Source organism: Serratia symbiotica (assembly GCF_000821185.2).
In the GTDB taxonomy this organism is placed as follows: domain Bacteria; phylum Pseudomonadota; class Gammaproteobacteria; order Enterobacterales; family Enterobacteriaceae; genus Serratia; species Serratia symbiotica.
In genome coordinates this window covers 71,814-93,434 of the sequence record NZ_CP050855.1, presented here as the reverse complement: position 1 = coordinate 93,434, position 21,621 = coordinate 71,814, and the positions used below count along the sequence as shown (strand labels likewise).

Annotated in this window: 22 protein-coding genes and 1 pseudogene; 14 read left to right on the top strand and 9 right to left on the bottom strand. The window is 51.9% G+C overall.

Annotation, left to right across the window (positions count from 1 at the left end):
* Positions 1-36 precede the first annotated feature (36 nt).
* Genes gpsA through SYMBAF_RS00520 form a run of 4 tightly spaced genes read right to left on the bottom strand, consistent with a single transcriptional unit; the run spans position 37 to position 2,296 of the window.
* Complete coding sequence (gene gpsA / locus SYMBAF_RS00535) at positions 37-1,056, bottom strand: NAD(P)H-dependent glycerol-3-phosphate dehydrogenase (protein ID WP_040264535.1); 1,020 nt, start codon at positions 1,054-1,056, stop codon at positions 37-39.
* On the bottom strand, positions 1,056-1,526 hold the full coding sequence (gene secB, locus SYMBAF_RS00530) for a protein-export chaperone SecB (protein WP_040264536.1): 471 nt from the start codon (positions 1,524-1,526) through the stop codon (positions 1,056-1,058). The genes gpsA and secB overlap by 1 nt, the downstream gene beginning before the upstream one ends.
* Positions 1,527-1,584: 58 nt before the next feature.
* Positions 1,585-1,833 (bottom strand): glutaredoxin 3, encoded by a 249-nt coding sequence (grxC, locus tag SYMBAF_RS00525; protein WP_040264537.1) that lies wholly within the window; start codon positions 1,831-1,833, stop codon positions 1,585-1,587.
* Positions 1,834-1,861: 28 nt separating this feature from the next.
* Positions 1,862-2,296, bottom strand: a complete 435-nt coding sequence (locus SYMBAF_RS00520; protein WP_040264538.1) for a rhodanese-like domain-containing protein — start codon at positions 2,294-2,296, stop codon at positions 1,862-1,864.
* A gap of 281 nt (positions 2,297-2,577) precedes the next feature.
* On the opposite strand from SYMBAF_RS00520, the gene envC reads away from it, so the two are divergent.
* From envC to SYMBAF_RS00480, 8 genes are all read left to right on the top strand, one after another.
* The gene (gene envC, locus SYMBAF_RS00515) at positions 2,578-3,900 is read left to right on the top strand and encodes a murein hydrolase activator EnvC (RefSeq protein WP_040264539.1); all 1,323 of its coding nucleotides are present in this window, start codon (positions 2,578-2,580) and stop codon (positions 3,898-3,900) included.
* Positions 3,901-3,902: 2 nt separating this feature from the next.
* Positions 3,903-4,847, top strand: coding sequence for a divergent polysaccharide deacetylase family protein (locus SYMBAF_RS00510; protein WP_040264540.1), 945 nt, complete (start codon positions 3,903-3,905; stop codon positions 4,845-4,847).
* Between the two features lie 231 nt (positions 4,848-5,078).
* Positions 5,079-6,014 (top strand): ADP-glyceromanno-heptose 6-epimerase, encoded by a 936-nt coding sequence (gene rfaD, locus SYMBAF_RS00505; RefSeq protein ID WP_040264541.1) that lies wholly within the window; start codon positions 5,079-5,081, stop codon positions 6,012-6,014.
* A gap of 6 nt (positions 6,015-6,020) precedes the next feature.
* The gene (gene rfaF, locus SYMBAF_RS00500) at positions 6,021-7,067 is read left to right on the top strand and encodes an ADP-heptose--LPS heptosyltransferase RfaF (protein WP_006708387.1); all 1,047 of its coding nucleotides are present in this window, start codon (positions 6,021-6,023) and stop codon (positions 7,065-7,067) included.
* Between the two features lie 2 nt (positions 7,068-7,069).
* Positions 7,070-8,032: a lipopolysaccharide heptosyltransferase RfaC gene (gene rfaC / locus SYMBAF_RS00495; RefSeq protein ID WP_040264542.1), complete on the top strand. Its 963-nt coding sequence runs from the start codon at positions 7,070-7,072 to the stop codon at positions 8,030-8,032.
* Positions 8,033-8,067: 35 nt separating this feature from the next.
* On the top strand, positions 8,068-9,000 hold the full coding sequence (locus SYMBAF_RS00490; protein WP_040264543.1) for a glycosyltransferase family 2 protein: 933 nt from the start codon (positions 8,068-8,070) through the stop codon (positions 8,998-9,000).
* Positions 8,985-10,004 (top strand): glycosyltransferase family 8 protein, encoded by a 1,020-nt coding sequence (locus SYMBAF_RS00485; protein ID WP_040264544.1) that lies wholly within the window; start codon positions 8,985-8,987, stop codon positions 10,002-10,004. The genes SYMBAF_RS00490 and SYMBAF_RS00485 overlap by 16 nt, the downstream gene beginning before the upstream one ends.
* A 9-nt stretch (positions 10,005-10,013) precedes the next feature.
* A complete protein-coding gene (locus SYMBAF_RS00480) occupies positions 10,014-11,255 on the top strand; it encodes an O-antigen ligase family protein (protein ID WP_040264545.1) in 1,242 nt (413 codons plus the stop codon).
* Positions 11,256-11,298: 43 nt separating this feature from the next.
* Here SYMBAF_RS00480 and SYMBAF_RS00475 read toward each other — a convergent pair whose 3' ends face one another.
* Positions 11,299-12,381 carry a glycosyltransferase family 9 protein gene (locus SYMBAF_RS00475; protein WP_040264546.1) on the bottom strand — a complete coding sequence of 361 codons (1,083 nt, stop codon included), beginning with the start codon at positions 12,379-12,381 and terminating at the stop codon, positions 11,299-11,301.
* Positions 12,382-12,387: 6 nt separating this feature from the next.
* On the bottom strand, positions 12,388-13,344 hold the full coding sequence (locus SYMBAF_RS00470) for a polysaccharide deacetylase family protein (RefSeq protein WP_040264547.1): 957 nt from the start codon (positions 13,342-13,344) through the stop codon (positions 12,388-12,390).
* Positions 13,345-13,546: 202 nt separating this feature from the next.
* Between SYMBAF_RS00470 and rfaQ the strand changes: the two genes are divergently transcribed.
* From rfaQ to SYMBAF_RS00455, 3 genes are read left to right on the top strand one after another with little or no spacing between them, the layout of a single operon-like run.
* Positions 13,547-14,629, top strand: coding sequence for a putative lipopolysaccharide heptosyltransferase III (rfaQ, locus tag SYMBAF_RS00465; RefSeq protein ID WP_040264548.1), 1,083 nt, complete (start codon positions 13,547-13,549; stop codon positions 14,627-14,629).
* Positions 14,626-15,753, top strand: a complete 1,128-nt coding sequence (locus tag SYMBAF_RS00460) for a glycosyltransferase family 4 protein (protein ID WP_040264549.1) — start codon at positions 14,626-14,628, stop codon at positions 15,751-15,753. Before rfaQ ends, SYMBAF_RS00460 begins: the two co-directional genes overlap by 4 nt.
* 2 nt (positions 15,754-15,755) lie before the next feature.
* Complete coding sequence (locus SYMBAF_RS00455) at positions 15,756-16,853, top strand: glycosyltransferase (protein WP_040264550.1); 1,098 nt, start codon at positions 15,756-15,758, stop codon at positions 16,851-16,853.
* Between the two features lie 34 nt (positions 16,854-16,887).
* Here the strand turns inward: SYMBAF_RS00455 and SYMBAF_RS18130 are convergent.
* Positions 16,888-17,882 (bottom strand): annotated as a pseudogene (locus SYMBAF_RS18130) (glycosyltransferase family 9 protein).
* Positions 17,883-18,005: 123 nt separating this feature from the next.
* Between SYMBAF_RS18130 and waaA the strand changes: the two are divergent.
* From waaA to coaD, 3 genes are read left to right on the top strand one after another with little or no spacing between them, the layout of a single operon-like run.
* Positions 18,006-19,283, top strand: coding sequence for a lipid IV(A) 3-deoxy-D-manno-octulosonic acid transferase (gene waaA / locus SYMBAF_RS00445; RefSeq protein WP_040264551.1), 1,278 nt, complete (start codon positions 18,006-18,008; stop codon positions 19,281-19,283).
* The gene (locus tag SYMBAF_RS00440; protein WP_040264552.1) at positions 19,284-20,057 is read left to right on the top strand and encodes a glycosyltransferase family 2 protein; all 774 of its coding nucleotides are present in this window, start codon (positions 19,284-19,286) and stop codon (positions 20,055-20,057) included. It abuts the gene before it with no gap.
* Positions 20,058-20,060: 3 nt separating this feature from the next.
* A complete protein-coding gene (gene coaD, locus SYMBAF_RS00435) occupies positions 20,061-20,546 on the top strand; it encodes a pantetheine-phosphate adenylyltransferase (RefSeq protein ID WP_040264553.1) in 486 nt (161 codons plus the stop codon).
* A 4-nt stretch (positions 20,547-20,550) separates the two neighbouring features.
* Here coaD and mutM read toward each other — a convergent pair whose 3' ends face one another.
* Entirely contained in the window at positions 20,551-21,366 is an 816-nt protein-coding gene (mutM, locus tag SYMBAF_RS00430) for a bifunctional DNA-formamidopyrimidine glycosylase/DNA-(apurinic or apyrimidinic site) lyase (protein WP_040264554.1), read from the bottom strand.
* A gap of 81 nt (positions 21,367-21,447) precedes the next feature.
* Complete coding sequence (gene rpmG / locus SYMBAF_RS00425) at positions 21,448-21,615, bottom strand: 50S ribosomal protein L33 (RefSeq protein WP_004392084.1); 168 nt, start codon at positions 21,613-21,615, stop codon at positions 21,448-21,450.
* Between the last annotated feature and the right edge of the window lie 6 nt (positions 21,616-21,621).

The following is a 21,621-nucleotide window of genomic DNA, read 5'->3' as shown; positions in this document are numbered from 1 at the left end:
CAGAGCCAGTATGCTGCTCCAGCATAGTGTTTTAGGTTACGCGCTACGCTTTTCGCCTTTTCTAGTACGCCCCAACAGGCTTGATGCCGCTTCGCTGGCATTTTTGTTGCAGTACAATACTTGGTAAATCTGTTCGGTGATCGGCATTTCCACACCGTGACGTTGCGCCAGTGTCAATACCTCTTTGGTATTCAGATAGCCTTCGACCACTTGGCCGATGCTGTCCTGTGCTGCCTGCACACCTTTACCTTGCCCCAGCATAATCCCGAAGCGGCGGTTGCGTGATTGGTTATCAGTGCAAGTTAACACCAGATCGCCCAGCCCCGCCATGCCCATGAACGTCGAGGGATCGGCACCCAGCGCAGAGCCAAGGCGGCTCATTTCAGCGATGCCACGGGTGATCAAGGCAGTACGAGCGTTGGCACCAAAACCGATGCCGTCGGACATCCCTGCGCCGATGGCGATCACATTCTTCACTGCGCCACCCAACTGTACGCCGATAAAATCGGGGTTGCTGTATACGCGAAAGCTTTTGCCACAGTGCAACAACTGTTGCAGATCGTCGGCAAACTGTGTATCAGTCGCCGCCAGCGCAATCGCCGTCGGCATCCCGGCTGCCAGCTCTTTGGCGAACGTTGGCCCGGAGATGACTGCCAGCGGGATGTCGTCACCCAGCGCTTCACGCGCCACGTCTTGCAGCAACCGACCTGTTTCCGCTTCCAACCCTTTGGTCGCCCATACGATGCGCGCATCTGGGCGCAGATGCGGTTTCAATTGGCGCAGCACATCACCGAATACATGGCTTGGCACCACCACTAGCACATCACGGCTCATCGCCAGCGCACGCGGCAAATCGGCTTCGAGTAATAATGAATCAGGGAAGGGTACGTCGGGCAGGAAGGTCTGGTTGCAACGGTGTTGCTGCAATTTTTGAATATGCGCGGGATTATGTCCCCACAGCACCACGGGGTGGCCATTACGCGCCAGCGTAATGGCTAATGCGGTGCCGTAAGAGCCGGCACCAATTACGGCCATTGAAGCATGGATGATGTTCATCAGGCATCCTGATGGGGTGCGGCACCTTCGCCTTCCGCCTGCTGTTGCAGATAGTTCATGAACAGTGCGTCAAAATTGACTGGTGCCAGATTTATCTGCGGGAACGTGCCACGGGAAACCAGGCTAGTGATGCACTCACGTGCATACGGGAACAGAATATTTGGGCAGTATGCCCCCAGGCAATGCGCCAGTTGAGTGCCTTCGATGCCTGCTACGGAGAAGATGCCTGCCTGTTGTACTTCACACAGGAAAGCGGTTTCTTCGCCTACAGACGCAGTCACGGTTACGCGCAGTACCACTTCATACACATCGTCAGCCAGTTGGCTGGAAGCGGTGTCTAGATCAAGTTTAACTTCCGGCTGCCATTCCTGCTGGAAAACTTGCGGCGCTTTCGGCGCTTCAAAGGAGATATCTTTGGTGTAAATGCGTTGGATCTGGAAAGCCATCTCTGTGCTGTTTTGTTCTGACATGTGTGTAATACCTTTGGTTAAACGTCCTTATTGATACTCAGGAAATGGCCACGCCCGCTTAAAGCAACGGATCAAGACCACCATGAGCATCAAGTTCATATAAATCATCGCAGCCGCCAATGTGGCGGCGATTGATGAAAATTTGCGGCACGGTGGTGCGCCCACTGCGCTCAATCATCACTTCACGTTTTGCGTTATCGCCATCAATGGCGATCTCGTTAAACGTCACCCCTTTGCTGTTCAGCAGCGCCTTGGCGCGATGGCAGAACGGGCAGGTTGCCTTGGTGTAGATATCAATGTCAGCCATAGATTGCTCCCTTGACTAGGTTAAACCATCATTTCCCGCGAACCAGGGGCAGGTTTTCACCGTTCCAGCCGGCAATGCCTTCTTTCAACATCACAACATTGTCAAAACCGGACTTATTAAGGTTTTCTGCAGGTTCGCGTGAAGCCGTGCCGTTAGCACAAGCCACAATGATCGGCTGAGCTTTGTGCTTTTCCAGATCGCCCAGGTTACCGCTTTTGATTTCACTGGCCGTTAAGTTGATGGCATTGGCCAGGTGACCCTTATGGAAGTCATCGCGGCTGCGAGTATCGACCACAACGGCGTCTTCTTTGTTAATCAGGCGCGTAGCTTCACCACGAGAGACCTCTTTAACTTTGGAAAAACGACTGTTGAAGGTTATCACGATCACCGCAACCAGCAGAGCGATCCAAGCCAAACTCAGTATGGGATGCTTGCTAACGAATGGCATAATTTCTTGCAGCATGGGGGGTAATAACTCCCGTCAGTTATAGGAAGAAATAAGTCAAGGTTCCAGAGTATACCTGCCGAGTGCAGCAAATACAGCCAATAAGCAAACGCTGATGCAGAAACAGCGGGCTACACTGAGAAATTCTCATCGTCAGAATATAAAAGCCCGCGCCGCTCACCGCAACTTTGATATAACCAAGGTGGGGTGATGACCATGAATGCCGCAGTGGAATGGGTAAGGAAATCCCGTGAGAGATGGCTGGTAAGCAGCTATTCATCGTGAAATAATCCTCCTCTATGAAAGAAAGCGCGTTTTTTGCACCATCAAGGGTAATCCAAAGCGTAAACGCAGATAGCCAGCCATTGCCTGAACGCACTACGCCAAGGAGATTGACCAGCCTGTGCGCCAGCGTATTTTGCGTTGGCGTCTTGTTGTGGCCGCTCGCCAGCCATGCTGCTGGAGACAATCAATCTCAGCTCAAAGACATCCAACAAAGCATCGCCGAAAAAGAAAAGGTGGTGAAACAGCAGCTGCAACAGCGCAGATCATTGCAGGATCAACTCAGACAGCAGGAAAAGACCATCGCCCAAGTCAGTCGCCAAATGCGCGATACTCAGGGTGCGCTCAACCAGTTGGGTGAAGATATTTCCGGCCTGAATGCCTCCATCGCCAAGCGGCAAAAACAGCAATCCATTCAGCAAAGTATACTCGCCAAACAGCTTGACGCTGCCTTTCGTCAGGGGCAGCACAGCGCAGAGCAATTGATCCTCAGCGGTGAGGAAAGTCAACGTAGCGAACGTATTCTGGCCTACTTCAGCTATTTGAACGAAGCACGTCTGCAAACCATTGAAGAACTGAAACAAACTCGTAACGAACTGGCGGAGCAAAAGACTACTCTGCTGGCTAAACAAAACCAGCAGAAAACGTTACTGGGCGAACAGCAGATGCAGCAACAAAAGCTGGAGTTGGCGCGCAGCACACGTAGGAAAACGCTAACAGCACTAGAAGCTTCGTTGGAGAAAGATCAGCAGCGGCTGGTAGAACTGCGCCAAAACGAAATCCGCCTGCGCGATAAGATCGTCCGTGCCGAACGTGAAGACCGCCTCCGCGCCGAACGTGAAGCGCGTGAAGCCGCCAAAGTGCATGCTAAAGAACAGCAGGCAAAGAAAACCGGCACGCCTTATCAGCCAAGCGAGGCCGATCGTTCGCTGATGGCGCGTACTGGTGGCCTTGGCCGCCCGGCGGGTCAGGCGATATGGCCGGTACGGGGTTCGACCCTGCACAGCTTTGGCGAACCACTACATGGCGAGTTGCGCTGGAAAGGTATGGTGATCGAAGCAAGAGAAGGCAGTGAAGTAAAAGCCATCGCCGATGGTCGCGTGTTGCTGGCCGACTGGCTACAGGGCTATGGCCTGGTGGTGGTAATCGAGCACGGGAAAGGCGACATGAGCCTGTATGGCTATAACCAGAGCGCACTGGTTAACGTCGGCACGCAGGTGCGTGCTGGTCAGCCAATTGCGCTGGTAGGCACCAGCGGTGGCCAAGGTACGCCTTCGCTCTATTTTGAAATTCGTCGCCAAGGTCAGGTGGTTAACCCACTGCCGTGGTTGGGAAGATAGATTTGCGCGATTTAAAAATCCTTACTGCCGTATTGATTGGCTGCTTGGTGCAGGTTTACGCCGTACAAGCTGGGAAACTGTCTATCGTTATTGATGATGTGGGCTATCACCCACACGAGGAAAACGCGGTGTTACAGATGCCGGAGGCGGTCTCGGTCGCCGTGTTGCCTAATGCACCTTATGCCCGCCTGATGGCCACCCGCGCCCATAGCCAGAACCGTGAAGTGTTGATCCACATGCCGATGGCCCCGTTCAGCAAGCAGCCGCTTGAACAGGATACGCTGCAACCTGACATGAGCAGCGAAAACATCCAACGCATCATCCACAATGCGGTGAATAACGTACCCTACGCGGTGGGAATGAATAACCACATGGGCAGTGCCATGACCTCAAGCCTGCCAGGCATGCAGAAAGTCATGCAGGCACTCACAAGCTACCGGCTCTATTTCCTCGACAGTCTGACTATTAGCAACAGCCAGGCTACTCGTGCCGCGATAGGCACCGGCGTGAAGGTGATCAAACGCAAGGTGTTTCTCGACGATACCGCCAACGAGGCCGATATCCGCCACCAGTTCAACCGTGCGGTCGCGTTGGCGCGGCGCAACGGTTCCGCCATCGCCATCGGCCACCCACGCCCGGCAACGGTGAAAGTGCTCCAGCAGATGCTCCCCGTGTTGCCAGCCGACATCGTGCTGGTCAAGCCAAGCTCACTGCTAAACGAACCGCAGGGTAGCAGCTACGTTCCTCCACTGCCAGTCAAGGCGCAGAAGGACGGGTTCACCGGTAGTGTCAAGCAGTGCAAGGTCAAACTGCCAAAGGAAAAAGTCAGTGTGGCTACTATGTTGGGCGTAATCGGTGACAGTTTGGCGGCTTCGCCACCCGCAGAATTTATCAAACGCCTGTGGCATCGTTGGACAAATGCGGGGCAGGATGAACCCAAAGCGTAAAAAAGCCAAAATTTCCAGCCTTGCAGCGTGTTGATAACCCGTAAGAGATGTCTTTCCAGGGGTTGTTTTTTTGAATAACCAATAGGAGATGGCAAACTTTTGGCGTCATCAGCATGGCGGGATTATTCGAAGCCCTGCCGCTGTTTGCAGCGGTATGAAATGCTATTATGGGCGGCAATGATTAAACGTGGGGCACTGTGCCTCACCAGGAATATTAATAGAGGCTACCCAATGATTATCGTCACTGGCGGTGCTGGCATGATTGGCAGCAATATCGTTAAGGCACTGAATGGCAAAGGATACCGCGATATTTTGGTGGTGGATAACCTGAAAGACGGCACCAAATTTGTCAACCTGGTCGATCTTGATATCGCCGACTATATCGATAAAGAAGATTTTATCGCTAGCATCGTGGCGGGTGACGATCTGGGTGATATTAAGGCAATATTCCACCAAGGTGCCTGCTCCTCTACCACCGAATGGGATGGCAAGTACATGATGGATAACAACTATCAGTACTCCAAAGATATTCTGCACTACTGCCTGGATCGCGAGATCCCATTCCTATACGCCTCCTCTGCTGCCACCTATGGTGCCTGTGAAACGTTTATCGAAGAGCGTCAATATGAAGAGCCGTTGAACGTTTACGGCTACTCCAAGTTTCTGTTTGATCAGTACGTACGTAAAATCCTGCCTAAGGCGGACTCGCCGATCTGCGGCTTCCGTTATTTCAACGTCTACGGCCCGCGCGAAGGCCACAAAGGCAGTATGGCGAGCGTTGCTTTTCATCTGAATAGCCAGATTAACTGTAGCGAAAACCCAAAACTGTTCGCTGGTAGTGAAAATTTCAAGCGTGACTTTATCTATGTTGGCGATGTGGCAGCGGTCAACCTGTGGTTCTGGGAAAACGGCAAGTCAGGCATCTTTAACTGCGGCACTGGGCAAGCGGAGAGCTTCCAAGCGGTCGCCGATGCGGTGATAGATTTTCACCAAAAAGGCAAGGTGGAATCCATTGAGTTCCCGCAAAAGCTGAAGGGCCGCTATCAGGCATACACCCAGGCCGATCTCACCAAGCTGCGCGCCGCTGGCTATGATGCGCCGTTCAAAACGGTCGCTAAAGGGGTGAAAGAGTACATGGCTTGGTTGAACCGTACCGTTATACGCTGAAGGAATATGAAAATACTGGTTATCGGCCCGTCATGGGTTGGCGACATGATGATGTCGCAGAGTCTCTATCGTACCCTGAAGGCCGAATATCCGTCTGCGGAAATCGATGTGATGGCGGCAGCCTGGTGTCGCCCATTGCTGACGCGTATGCCGGAAGTTCATCAGGCGCTACCGATGCCGCTGGGTCACGGTACTTTGGCCATCGGCGAACGTTGGCGTCTCGGCCATGCCCTACGCGCAAACCAGTATGATCATGCTTATGTGTTGCCCAATTCGTTCAAATCCGCGTTGGTGCCGTTTTTCGCCAATGTGCCACAGCGTACCGGTTGGCGCGGTGAAATACGTTACGGTCTGCTGAATGATATCCGCGTGCTTGATAAAGCCGCCTTCCCGTTGATGGTGCAGCGCTATGTGGCGTTGGCTTATGACAAAGGGCGCATTCATTGCGCTGACGATCTGCCTCAACCACTGTTGTGGCCGCAGCTACAGGTCAGCGAAGAAGAGATCGCCAAGACCACTACCGCGTTCAATTTGACCGATCATCGGCCAATGATCGGCTTTTGCCCAGGGGCAGAGTTTGGCCCGGCAAAACGTTGGCCGCACTATCACTATGCCACATTGGCACAGAGGTTGATCGAGCAGGGCTATCAAATTGCGCTGTTCGGCTCGGCAAAAGACTACGCAGCCGGCGAGCAAATCCGCACGGCATTGCAGGCAAATGCCCGCGATTGTTGCATCAATCTGGCCGGGAAAACCCAGTTGGAGCAGGCAGTAATTTTGATCGCCTCCTGCCAGGCGATAGTCAGCAACGATTCCGGTTTGATGCACATTACCGCTGCATTGAATAAACCACTGATAGCCCTATACGGTCCGAGCAGCCCAGACTTTACGCCACCGTTATCCGATAAGGCTAAGGTGATCCGTTTAATCAGCGGCTACCACAAGGTGCGTAAAGGCGATGCCGATCAGGGGTATCACCAAAGCCTGATCGATATTCAGCCACAGCAGGTGTTGGAAGCGCTGACGCCGTTACTGGCTGCCAGCGAGGAATAACCATGCAGGTGTTGATTGTTAAAACTTCCTCGATGGGGGACATACTCCACACACTTCCCGCACTGAGCGATGCCATGCAAGCCATTCCGGGCATCCGTTTCGACTGGGTGGTGGAGGAAGGCTTCCGTCAAATCCCCACCTGGCATCCGGCTGTCGATCGCGTGATCCCAGTGGCTATCCGCCGTTGGCGTAAAAACTGGTTTGGTCGCGTAACGCGCCAGCAGCGCGGCGATTTCAAACGCACGGTGCAGCAACGCAGCTATGACGTGGTGATCGATGCACAGGGGCTGATTAAAAGCGCGGCGTTGATCACTCGCCTTGCTAAAGGCTGTAAACATGGCCAGGGCTGCAAGAGTGCACGCGAACCCTTCGCCAGTTGGTTCTATAATCATCGGCATGAGATCAGCAAGCAGCAGCACGCGGTAGAACGCACACGCCAACTGTTTGCCAAAAGCCTGGGTTACGACCAGCCGGGCAGCTACGGCGATTACGCCATCGCTGGGCGATTTCTCAGCCAGCCGCCAGCCGATGCCGATCAGTATCTGGTGTTTCTGCATGCAACCACGCGAGACGATAAACACTGGCCGGAACAAAACTGGCGCGAGCTGATTAAGCTGGCGGCAAACAACGGGCTGAGGATCAAACTGCCGTGGGGCGCGGAGCATGAGCGCCTACGCGCACTGCGGCTGGCAGAAGGTTTTGCGCATGTCGAGGTGCTGCCACAGCTCAGCCTGCAACAGGTGGCCGAGGTATTGGCTGGTGCTAAAAGCGTGGTCTCAGTAGATACCGGGCTGAGCCACCTTGCCGCCGCGCTTAATAAGTCGAATATCACGCTGTTTGGCCCGACAGATCCTGGGCTAATTGGCGGTTATGGGCAGAATCAGTACGCCTGCCTGCCGCTGGCAGGTAACAAAATGGCGGATATCAGCGCACAACAGGTTTATGGCCTATTACAGCAACAGTAAGCATTGTAAGCTTATTTTCTTGACTTGGAATATTAATGATGGTGGATCGGAAGATACTCAGCATTGTCCTGACGGCGCATAATTGCGAAGCCTATCTGGACAAGACACTGGCCACTTTGCTCAGCTCGCTTGCCGGCCTGAACGAAGGCTATGAAATAATTCTGATTAGCGACGCTTCTGTCGATCGCACGGCGGAAATATTGCAGCAATTTGCCGAGCGTCATGCACACCACACACGTCTATTTCAGGTCGATTTTCGTAATATCGGTAAGGTCAGGAACTTTGGCGTCCAGCAATGTTCAGGCGACTATGTCACCATGGTAGATGGCGATGATTGGCTTTTAGCCGGCGCTCTGTGCGATGTCGTGCAGTTTTTGGCAGCTTCACAACCGGAATTGCTGCTTACCAGACTTAACGAAGAGCATGGCGACAGCGATCTGGATATCTCATGGACGGGCCTGCAACCGCAGCCGTTGTCACAGCCGCAGGCGATAAAAAAGTTCCTGATCCATAAGGACATGCAGGCTCATTTCATCGGTCAGTTCGTTAAACGGGAACTGCTGCTGGCACATCCTTTTCCGCCATTCCGCTGTTATGAGGACGCCTATCTTTTCCCGACAATATTGAGCCATTGTCAGCACATCGTCTTTTCTCGCAGCAGCCCCTATCTCTATTTCAAACATGGCAACAGCCTGTCGAGCCGAGTTGATAGCGAGAAAGTAGAACTGCTGGTCGAGGCGACGGAAGAGATGGAACGCGTGTTTGGTTATCAATATGCCAATCTTATCGCCTGCCATTGGATCAATATATTCCAGCGCTATGGCCGAAACATGGACAACACGCCCAGCCGTCAAAAGGTAATCAAAAGAATCAAAGAAATAAGTTCGATTTCTTTTTTGCTGGATCCCGCTATTCGCCTGAGTTTCAAGAAGAAATATCTCAAGATAAAAAAATGGAAAATAACCTGAACAGCAATCTGCCCCAACAATTACAGAGTATTAGGGGGGCGATTAAAGAAACCCTATATCAGGGTAGTGATAACCAGCATGAGCAGCAACATTATCACGTTGCGTTTGGCGTGGACGGTAATTTTATCCGTCATGCCTGCATCACCATCCGCTCGTTGATCGACCATATCGATGAGGGCCAGGTTCATTTCCATTTGATAACCTCTGAAGAGGTATCTGACATGGCTGACGGTTTACGTGCCCTCATCGCCGGGACCGTACACAGCATTCATGTTCATCAGCTTCCCGAGCAGCTCTTCGCCAAGCTGCCTTCGACTGAACTTTTCAGTAAAGCGATTTATTATCGCCTACTGGCCCCTTATCTGCTCGAGCGTGAAGCGACCCTACTGTATCTGGACGCCGATATTGTTTGTTTGAACGCCTTCACTGATTTTTACAACAGCAGATCGGCATATACAGATATTGCCCTGGTTGTCAGCGAAGGGGAACATTTGGCACCAACGCTGGCTGCAAATATCGGTTTGCAAGGCTCTAACTATTTCAATTCAGGCATGCTGCTGATTAACGTGCAACGGTGGTTGCAAGAAAATATCAGCGATAAGACAATTTCGATATTAGAATCGCAAGGTCATAAATTTAAATATATGGATCAGGATGCCCTGAATATCATCCTTGAGGGCAAGGTCAGGTTTGTTGAAAAAAAATACAACTCTATATTTATGCTTGGCCACCAAGAAGCCGATTATAAAGTCCTGCCATCCGTTGACACCGTATTTTTGCACTATGCCGGTGCAGATAAGCCGTGGCAAAAATGGAACAAGCAGGCAGGCACCCAGTTTTATACGAATATTTATCTTAATTCTCCATGGTCATCCCATCATTTTGATATACCTAAAAATGATGGACAGGCAAAGAAGATGTATAAGTTAATGTTCCGTGAGAAAAAATACCTGTCCAGTCTGCACTGGTATTTGTCCTATTTCAAATTTCGCTATGGTAAGTGAGGAAGCAACGTGCTGAAAGAAACACGTAACAACGCCATTATTTTTAATCTTTGCTTTTTTGCATTGGCTTGCTCGGTCTCTCTCGATTTACTGGTAAAAGGTTACCCGGAGAAGATTTTTTATCTGGTCAGTTATGTTGCCGTTACTTATATCATACTCAACGCATATAAAAACCCAAAAATATTGGTTTCCGATAAGCCACTAATGTTGCTTTGCATTTCACTGATATTTTTTTCAGCGAGTAAATTAATTTGGGCTGAGTTATTCAAAAATACAGATTTCATCGACATTAGAGATAACTACCATACCGTAGGTAAACGCTTTCTGCTCGCCGCCTTCGTACTGTTTTATTTTTATCAATGTCGCAGGATGCTCAACAAAAACGTACTAAAAGTAAGCATCGCAGCCCTTTTTATTGGTCTCATCATGGCGCTGTGGTTGGGTTACCTTTCCCGTACCGAGTTGGAGCCGAGAGTCAAATGGACCACTGACGCCGCCACCACAGGTGCCTATTTGGCCGTATTTATCTCCATGATCTCCATCATCCTGATCCGTAAATGTTTTCAGTCGTCTGTACTATCTTTACTGATGTTCCTCGGCACTTTCTTGGCCAGTATGATAATGGTGCTGTTGACAGAAACCCGGGCCGCGATATTTCTTACTCCAGTACTGTATCTGGCCTTTTTCCTAGCCTACTACCGTGACGTAAATAAAAAGATACAGGCTTTGTTCACAGTGATTATTTTTACCGGTGCGGCCACAGTACTGTATTTTTCTTGGGATCGCATATCCCAAATCCAAACGGATATTGCGGAATATCACACCAATAACGACACCTCGGTAGGCGCCCGCCTCTCCATCTGGAAATCCGGTTGGTATAGTTCTCAGTTTAATCTTTTGGGGCAGAGCACGGATAAGCGCTATCAAAAAGTAGAGGAGTATATCCGTCAACATGAACGGGGCAATCTGGAAGCGATGCGAAACGTGGCCTACCACTTGCACAATGACATGCTGGAAACCTTGTCCCTGCAGGGCATGTTTGGCCTGTTTTCATTGCTGTGCTTCTACTTATTCTGCCTGTATTTCTCACTTAACAGGAAAAACGCGTTCGAAAACAGCGGCACATTGTTCGTTATTTGCCCGGTAATCGTATTTGGGTTTACAGACGTGGTGTTGATACAAAGCAATACTGCGCTGGTGGTTGTCACTTCATTGGCGCTGTCACTGCCGCTATTGAAAAGATCGTACTGATCGGCTCTGCGGTGTCAGGCACTTCCCCGGTACCGCAGAAAAATCAGGACAGGATTTCGCGCAATAAATGATAAACCCTATCTACAGCAATAACTTCTAACGGGAAATCCATATCCAGCGACGTTTTGTTATCGTCAGGATCAATGTAGATAATGCGGTGCAATTCAGGATCTTGATAAGGCCCGGTATGCTGAGGATTGGCCGTATAAAATAGGCTGACCGTACGCGTCTGTAGGGCAACAGCAAGATGCAATGGCCCGGTGTCGCCGGTAATCAGTACATCCAACTGCTGGATAATGCCAAGCAACTGAGGCAATGTGGTTTTGCCTATGTGGCAGGTAACCCGTTGCCGCTCTTCCGGGGACAGCGCAGCCAGGAATTGCCGCTCAAGCTCTTTTTCCTTGGCACTGCCAATCAGCACAACATGGTAGCGATCATCTGCCGAAAACAGTTTGCGAGCCAGGGACACAAAACGCTCTTTGGGCCAGCAACGCAGCGCTTCTGAGGCACCCATCTGAAAACCAACCAGCGTTTTATTCGCAATTCTTGGCAAGGAATTAAAGCGCACGGGAATATGCATGTGGGTATCTTGATTATCGCAGCCGATCACTTTCAGCAGATCCAGCTTGCGCTGGATTAAATGCCCGTCATAGTGACCCCGATGGCAATATACCCAGTGGTTCATATGCTCACCGTCGCAACTGTAGTTGTCACGAATGATGTACTGACTACCAGAAAGTACCGCACTGAGCACATCATAAGGGATGTAAGAGTGCAGGATCACCGACAGCTCAGGTTTCATTTTCCGCAGGCGGGCAACCAGGCTGAAAATATCCTTAACTTTATTATCCCAATAGATCACCTTGTCAAAATAGCGGCTATCCATGACCAAATGACGGTTTTTATCGCTGGAGACCAGGGTAAATTTCGCATTGGGGTAGCGTTTTTTTAACGCATGGATAGCTGGCGTATTAAACATCAGGTCGCCAAGCGCCGTGCTGGAGTAAATAACAATGCTGCCAAAGTCCCGCTCAGCATTCAGGCTATTTACATCTTTTAAGTTCCCAAAAAATCTGGTGTAGAAATGCAGGAAACGATTAACGGTATCAATCTTACTTTTTTTCATCGATGCTCAGATCTTTTTTCTCTGATAATACTCAGCCAGCGTCATGCCAACTGTACGCTGGCGCAACCAGTCAAACAGCTGTTCCAGATCGCGGTACAGCCCTTCAATATCCTGTTCGGTTTTAAATGTCGGGCTACCGCCGGGCATAAACTCGGAGGAATGCAGCATAAACTCCAGGTAATCATGCCCCTGTGCCAATAATACCTCAACCACCTTTTTCATCTGGTGCAGGTTGTTGCCACTGGGCCGCAGCCAGTGCACCGATGGTGAACGCTGCTTGCCCCGCAGCCTATCATAGCCTTGTTTGAAGATGTTCATCAGCGCCGAATGCTTGTACTGAATGCTCATTGGCACCTCTAATAATGTCGAAGTACCCGGCTTGGCGATATTTTGCGGATCAATAAAGTAAGCCTGCGATGGAAAATGGCGGTAGTCCGTGCCGCCATCCCCCTGCGGGTTGCCCGGCGAGAGCTGCCAGTTAACCCGTGGTGTAACTGAACAGTCTACCTGATAGCCGTATTCCAGCAGCAGCGATGCATAGTATTCGTTGAAGGCCCATCGGCCAGCGCGGTGGCTGAGCATCTTTGTTTGGAAAGTGTCCTCCAGTAGCTTGGTCATATGATCGACTTTGGCACGAACCTGATCGGCAGGATATTCGATCAGATACGGCTTATGACGCCAATCATCGTCGGTCAGCGGAGCCAGTGGCGGGCTGTTCCAAGCATGTAGGTGCATCCCTATCTCGCCAGCACCGCGCGCGATCACATCGCGGGCGAACTCAACATAGGCCGGATCCAATGCCATTTCATAGTTGGTGAGATAAACTGGCTTGAAGGCGTATTTCTCACAAAGCGCCTGAAAACGTGGCAAGAAACGCGTATTTTCGGTGGAAATACGATCGTGGTTTTGCCACAGATTATCGCCTTCGGTATCAATAGTAATGAGAAACGCCGGTTTAGCCATGAATATCGACCTGAGATCAACAGAATGCATTATACTACGTAGGCCGTTGCGCTAGGGCAAATGCAAATGACTTTATTACCGGATTTGAACAACGTTGAGGGGCATTCGTCCCCCTTCCCGATAAGAAAGCAAAGCGGAGCAACAGTAGCCACAGGCGATCGGGTCATTTAGAATCACAGACTGGTTTCCCTGAAAGCGACTGATGATGAACGACGCGCCGGCCTTAATTTCTAATCTACCCGTACAGCGTATTCTGATCGTTAAACTGCGCCACCATGGCGATATGTTGCTGATCACGCCAGTCATCAGCAGCCTGCGACAAAACTACCCGCAGGCACAGATCGATGTACTGCTGTATCAGGAAACCCATGAGATGCTGGCGAGTAATCCAGCACTGTCGAATATTTTCGCCATTGACCGTCAGTGGAAAAAACAAGGAACCCTGACGCATCTGCGCCATGAACTGAGCCTGCTGCGCCAGCTTAAGGCACAGCGCTACGATCTGGTGGTCAATCTGGCCGATCAGTGGCGCAGCGCCATCCTCACGCGCCTGACTGGCGCACCTATCCGGCTGGGCTTCGACTTTCCTAAACGTCGTGGCTTTGTTTGGCACCACTGCCACACCCGGCTAGTGCCGGTGAGCGATCACGCTCACCAGCATACCGTTGAACAGAATTTATCGCTGTTGGCTCCCCTAAACCTACCGGCACTCAGCCAACGGGTAACGATGAGCTATGAAGCGCAGGATTGGCAAGCCAGTGAGCGGCTGTTGCAGCAGCAGGGCGTGACCGGTGGTTACATCGTGGTGCAGCCTACCTCGCGCTGGTTCTTCAAATGCTGGAGTGAAGAAAAGATGGCAGCCACCCTTTGCGCATTGCAGGCCAATGGTCACCAATTGGTGATCACCTCCGGCCCAGACTCCCGGGAAAAAGCCATGGTGGAGCGCATTCTGGCACTTTGCTTGCCGCAGAGTGTGATTTCACTGGCCGGGCAGTTGACGCTGCGCCAATTGGCTGCTCTGATCGACCATGCAAAACTGTTTGTCGGCGTGGACTCAGTGCCAATGCACATGGCTGCTGCGTTAAAAACGCCGTGCATCGCGCTGTTCGGCCCATCAAAACTGATCTTATGGAGGCCATGGCAAGTTATCGGCCATGTGATTTGGGCTGGAGACTTTGGCGAGTTGCCCGATCCAGACACCATCAACACCAACACCAAAGAACGTTATCTTGACCTTATTCCTATAGACGCGGTGATTGCAGCCGCGCGGAGTCAGCTAGTATGAAAGCATGTCGTTTGGCGATTGTTCGCCAAAAATACCGCCCGGATGGCGGAGCTGAGCGTTTTGTCTCACGCGCTCTGGAAGCATTGGAACAGCATAACCTCGATCTGAATGTCATCACCCGCGAATGGCAGGGCGACACCAATCCCAACTGGCATATTCATCTGTGCAATCCCTTGAAACTTGGCCGCATCAGCCGTGAACGGGGCTTTGCCGAATCAGCCAGAGCGCTGTGGCAGAAAGAGCCATTTGATCTGGTGCAAAGCCATGAACGTATTCCTGGCTGTGATATTTACCGCGCTGGCGATGGTGTACACCGTCGCTGGCTGTTGCAACGTGCGCGCCTGCTGCCCGAATGGCGACGCAAATGGTTGTTCTCCAACCGCTATCACCGCTATGTGATGTGCGCCGAACGCGCGATGTACGCCGCGCCTGAACTGAAAGCCGTTATTTGCAACGCCGAGATGATCAAACAGGAAATCATCGACGATTTTGGCGTGCCAGCCGACAAAATTACGGTGATCTATAACGCCATCGATCATCAAAAGTTCATGCCCGCCGATGCAAGACAGCGGCAACTGCTGCGCGATCAATATCGAATCCCCCAGCAGGCACACTGCCTGATCTTTGTCGGTTCCGGCTTTGAACGCAAAGGATTGGCTGCTGCCATCCGCGCCTTAGCAGCAACGGACAGCCACCTGCTGGTAGTCGGTAAGGATAAGGCAGAGAAGCGTTATCGGGCGTTGGCGCAGTCGCTCGGCTGTAGCCACCGTGTGCACTTTATGGGTGTGCAAAAGCAGACGCTGCCGTTTTACCAAGCGGCAGACGCGCTGCTGCTACCGACGCTGTATGACCCGTTCCCTAATGTGATCCTAGAAGCGATGGCTTGCGGCCTACCGGTGATCACCAGCACCACCTGCGGCGGTGCAGAGTTTATTACGCCAGGCCAGAATGGCTTCGTTACCGATGCCCTCGACGTTACAGCTATCAGCACAACGATTCAGGCATTGCCTCGTCAGGCCTTGGGTTCTTCCATGGGCGAAGCGGCCAGGCTGCGCATCATGTCGGCCACGCCGGCGCATCTCTCCAAACAGCTCATTTCCCTCTATAACCGACTACTGGATTAGCTATGCGTATACTGATGGTTATCGACGGTCTGCCTGGAGGCGGTGCAGAAAAAGTGGTGCTGACCCTGTGTCAGGGCATACAGCAAATGGGGCATGACGTTAGCCTGGTCTCATTACGCGACGTCTGCAAATACCCCATTCCCCAGGGGATTAACTACCTCGTGGTGGCAGATAACAGCCGAACACCGTGGCGCAAGCTGACCGAGCTGTCGCGCCGTGCCGCAGCGCTGGATCGGGCGATCGCCGACATGGAGCGCAAAAATGGTGCCTTCGACCTGGCTTTCTCCAACTTGCACAAGACCGATCGCATCGTCAGCCGCAGCAAGCTGCTGGCTTCAGATCGCTTGTGGTTCTGCATTCACGGCATTTTGTCCACTTCCTACCTTGGCCACCGCGAGGGGCTGGATCGCTGGCTGAAGCAGCGCAAAATCGCCGGTGTCTACCAGGGACGCAACATCGTCGCCGTTTCACAGGCGGTTGGTGAAGATCTGCAGCAAAATCTGCCAATTCGCCCCCGTAGCTTGGCAGTGATCAATAATCCGTTTGATATTGCCGCCATCCAACAGCAGGCAGCGGAGCCTTGCGAGCTGGCGGGCCAGGATTATCTGGTGCACGTCGGCCGCTTCCACCCACACAAACGGCACGATCGCCTGCTGAAAGCCTATGCGCAATCCGGCATTCAGGTGCCGCTGGTGTTGATTGGTGCCGGCAGCGAAACCAGCATTGCCGAAGCCAAACGGCTGGCGGCAGAGTTGGGCATTGCGGAACGCGTGCGACTCCTCGGTTTCCAGGCCAACCCCTATAAGTTTATTCGTCATGCGTCTTTGTTGGTGCTCAGTTCCGACAGCGAAGGCTTTGGCAACGTGCTGGTCGAGGCTTTGCTGTGCGATACGCCGGTGGTCAGCACCCGTTGCCCAGGGGGGCCGGCGGAGATCCTGGAGAAGGCCGGCATGGCCCACGCGCTGGCGGAATTAAATGAACGTTCGCTGGCGGATAAAATGGCGCAAATTTATGCCAATCCACCAGAAATCAATCATCAGCAATTGTTGAGCTACGGCCTTGATCCTATTTGTCGGCAATATCTGACACTAAAGAAATGAAATAAGGCAGGGACTGCCCCGCCTTGTTTTTCAATTAATCAAAATCTTGCATTTTCTGCCAAACTTCACCGATGGAAACATCGACACAGTCGCCCGGCTCGCTATGTAAAATATGATATCGCCCGAACCACGGATGCCAGGATCCTTTATCCGTATCGCCAAAGAACACCACCATATCCTTATTCAACGCCGCAGCCAGGTGCATCTGATCACCATCGCTACACGGCACTTTGTCGCATAAATCGAAACTGCCCTGCAGATGCGATCGCAGACAGCGCCTCGCGTTCATTTTGGCACTGCGCAAGTCACTGCTCAGCGCGTTGTTGGTCGCCGATATCATCTGGTGCCAGCGTGCCCTGTGGCGACCAAAAATCAGCATGCCGGTATCAGGAGCGGTACCCAAACGATTGATAATTCTGCATAACGTTCTACCGACCAGCGTCTCTTTGAGCTACGGCTGCTGATATGGACGGCACATACCCGGCCGACCGGCGGCAACAACTTTTGCAGACGCTGTTCCGCCTGCTGCTCTTCCGGCGTCAGAAATATCAGTACCGGCGGAACCGGAATGGACTGGTCGGTAATAGCTGATAAATAGCTGTATGTATGTTGTACCCGATGCTTACCGCAAAAATTTTCTTTGCGGAAAGGCTGGTGATATATCAGAGGTGTCCAAATCAGCGCCGATGATATTAGTGGCCCCGGCCATTTTTGCCAGCCGCAGGCTGTATTTGCAAGGCAATGGGGTAGCCAGGGTAACCGCATAAAAATTTATTTTTTTCAGCCGAATAAAAATCATCAACCGTTCAAATTAATCCCCTGATGTGGTTTAATTTTTCGCTTTGTGTTTGACCTTCTTATAAACGAAAACCTTCTCATGGTACGGTTTTTTAACAACATTCTGGCTGACTTTTTTGATAAAAAGATAAAGTTTGGCATTCAAATAGGCAGTTTTCAATCCGTTATTCAGGGTGTTGTACAAACAATATCGCCGATGTTATCGCGGCGAATAATTAAAATATTCTTCATTCCAAGCCTATTAGTAAAATCGTTCGTCAGTTGTCTGAAGTTGGCCACAGGTTACCAAATTAGCGCCTTTCCCTCTCAATTATGGTACTATTCTTGATAATCCATATAAATGAAATTGATAGAATGTTGCTGCGTTTTTATCAGGTACTACTCTACCTTATCCAACCCCTGATTTGGCTCCGCCTACTGCTGCGTAGCCGCAAAGCTCCAGCTTACCGTAAACGCTGGGCAGAGCGTTATGGCTACTGCACCGGGAAAGTGCTGCCAAGCGGTATCATGCTGCATTCCGTCTCTGTCGGCGAAACGCTGGCCGCGATTCCCCTAGTGCGAGCGCTGCGCCACCACTACCCCTATTTACCGATAACTGTGACCACGATGACCCCAACGGGTTCAGAGCGCGTACAATCCGCCTTTGGTAAAGATGTACACCATGTCTATCTGCCTTACGACCTACCTGGCTCTATAAAGCGTTTCCTCGACCAGGTGGATCCCAAACTGGTGATCATCATGGAAACCGAACTGTGGCCAAACCTGATTAACGTGCTGCATCAGCGGCATATTCCTCTGGTGATCGCCAACGCGCGTCTCTCAGCACGCTCTGCCGCAGGTTATAAAAAAATCGGCGGTTTTGTCCGCAACATGTTGCACCGCATTACGTTGATCGCCGCACAGAATCAGGAAGATGGTGATCGCTTCGTCGAACTTGGCCTGAAACGCTCGCAGCTTACTGTGACCGGTAGCCTGAAATTCGACATCTCTGTCACGCCGGAACTGGCTGCTCGTGCCGTTACCCTGCGACGCCAATGGGCACCGCGCCGCCCGGTGTGGATCGCCACCAGCACCCATGATGGCGAAGAACGCATTTTGCTGGCAGCACAGCGCAAACTTCTGGAAAAACACCCCGATTTATTGCTGATCCTGGTGCCGCGCCACCCAGAACGCTTCGCGACTGCCAAAGATCTGGTACAGAAAGCCGGATTCAGCTATATCCTGCGTAGCCGCAGTGAAATCCCTTCCGGCAGCACGCAAATAGTGATCGGTGACACCATGGGCGAACTCATGCTGCTGTATGGTATTGCCGACCTGGCCTTTGTCGGTGGTAGTTTGGTTGAACGTGGTGGACACAACCCGCTGGAGGCCGCCGCTCACGCTATCCCGGTGCTGATGGGGCCACATACCTTCAACTTCAATGATATCTGTGCCAAGCTGTCACAAGCTGAAGGGTTGATCACCGTGGCTGACACAGACTCATTGGTAAAGGAAGTAGAAACCCTACTCACCGACGAAGACTATCGCCGTTACTATGGTCGCCATGCGGTGGAAGTGCTGTATCAGAATCAGGGAGCGTTGCAGCGCCTGCTGCAACTGTTGGAACCGCATCTGCCGCCTCGGGGCCATTGAATGAGCAGCCGTAAAAGCCTGTCGGTGGTGATGATTGCCAAAAATGAAGCCGAGCTGTTGCCGGATTGCCTGCGTTCGGTGGCCTGGGCTGACGAAATCATCATGCTAGATTCCGGCAGCCAGGATGACAGCATCGCCATTGCCGAAAGTATGGGGGCGAAAGTGTTCACTCATACCGATTGGCAAGGCTTCGGTAAACAGCGTCAGTTGGCACAGAAGCATGCCAGCCACGACTACATTCTGATGATCGATGCCGATGAACGTGTGACGCCTGAACTGCGCCAATCCATAGAGCAGGTCTTAACCGCACCAGGTAACGGCACCGTTTACAGTTGTGCGCGCCGTAGTTTGTTTCTTGGCCGCTTTATGCGCCACAGCGGCTGGTACCCGGATCGGGTCAACCGTTTGTACGCCAACTACCGTTACTGCTATAACGACGATCTGGTGCATGAATCGCTCAATATTGATGGTGCCAATGTGGTTGCGCTTAGCGGCGATCTGCTGCATCTAACCTGCCGTGATTTTTTCGCCTTCCAGCGCAAACAACTGCGTTACGCCGAAGAGTGGGCCAATCAGCGCCACCAGGCTGGCAAACGCTGCGGTTACCTGTCAATCCTGACCCACACGTTCGGCGCTTTCTGCAAGACCTGGTTGCTGCGTGCTGGCTTTCTGGATGGTAAACAGGGGTTGCTGTTAGCGGTGGTCAACGCGCAATATACCTTCAATAAATATGCCGCATTATGGGCATTGGGCCGCAACTACTCAGAGAAGTGAATCATGTTCCGCAAAGCCATCTATCCCGGGACGTTCGATCCCATGACCAACGGCCACTTGGATTTAGTGACGCGTGCGTCATTGATGTTTGATCATGTGGTTCTGGCCATTGCCGCTAGCTCGAGCAAAAAGCCACTATTCAACCTGGAAGAACGGGTAGCGTTGGCGACCCAAGTCACCTCGCATCTGGATAATGTGGAAGTACTGGGCTTCAGCGAGTTAATGGCGCACTTTGCCGCCCACCATAATGCCAATATCCTAGTGCGCGGCCTGCGTGCGGTGTCCGACTTTGAATACGAAATGCAGTTGGCGAACATGAACCGCCATCTGATGCCAACTCTGGAAAGCATATTTCTGATGCCGTCCGAAGAGTGCTCGTTTATCTCTTCCTCACTGGTGAAGGAAGTGGCCCTCCATGGTGGGGATATCGCGCCTTTCCTACCAGGTGTGGTCACACAAGCGCTGATGGAAAAGCTCACCGTCCAATAATGTCTTAACGTTGGCAATGGCAGCAGAAAAAAGTGCTACGTTGCCCATGCTTGGTGGATTCTATCGGCAGGCCACAGGCGCGGCAGGGTTCACCCGCCCGCCCATACACCTGTAATTCCTGAGCAAAATACCCCGGCTTGCCGTCTGATTGCAGGAAGTCGCGTAGCGTAGTTCCTCCTTGCTCGATAGAACGCTGCAATACCTCCTTGATAGTTGCCGCAAGCAGATCCGCTTCCGTCTTGCTCAGTGAGTCCGCCTGGCGATCGGGCAAGATCCCAGCACTAAACAGTGACTCGCTGGCGTAGATGTTGCCAACCCCGACCACCAGCTTGTTATCCATTAGCCAAGGTTTGAGCCGCGTGCGCTTGTTACGTGATTTTTTATACAGATAGGTACCGTTAAACGCTTCGCTCAGCGGCTCTGGCCCCAGATGCACTAACACATTGCTGGCTGCCAGATCCTCGCACCATAGCCAAGCGCCGAAGCGACGTGGGTCGGTGTAGCGTAGGATCATGCCGTTGCTGATCACCAGGTCAATGTGATCGTGCTTGCCGGCTGCGTCTTGGTTTTCTTTACGCAGCATGCGCAGGCTACCGGACATGCCCAGATGGACAATAATCCAGCCGTGTTCCAGCTCAATTAACAGATACTTAGCACGGCGCTGCACGCTGTGTACCAGCTGGTCGCTCAGCGTTAGGATCTGCTCGGAGACCGGCCAACGCAGGCGCGCATTGCGCACTATCGCGTACTGAATGCTATGGCCGACAAGATAAGGTTCAATACCGCGTCGGCTGGTTTCAACCTCTGGTAATTCAGGCATTTGGCATTCTCCCGTCCTTTTCTGCTGTTATAAAATAAAAGAACCCGGCCAAGGCCGGGTTCTTTTATTGATCCACTAAAATTATTTAATTTTAGCTTCTTTGTAAATCACATGCTGGCGGACAACTGGATCGAATTTCTTCAGTTCCAATTTTTCCGGCTTAGTACGCTTGTTCTTCGTGGTGGTATAGAAGTGACCAGTACCAGCAGAAGAAACCAGCTTGATCTTCTCGCGAACACCTTTAGCCATAATGCA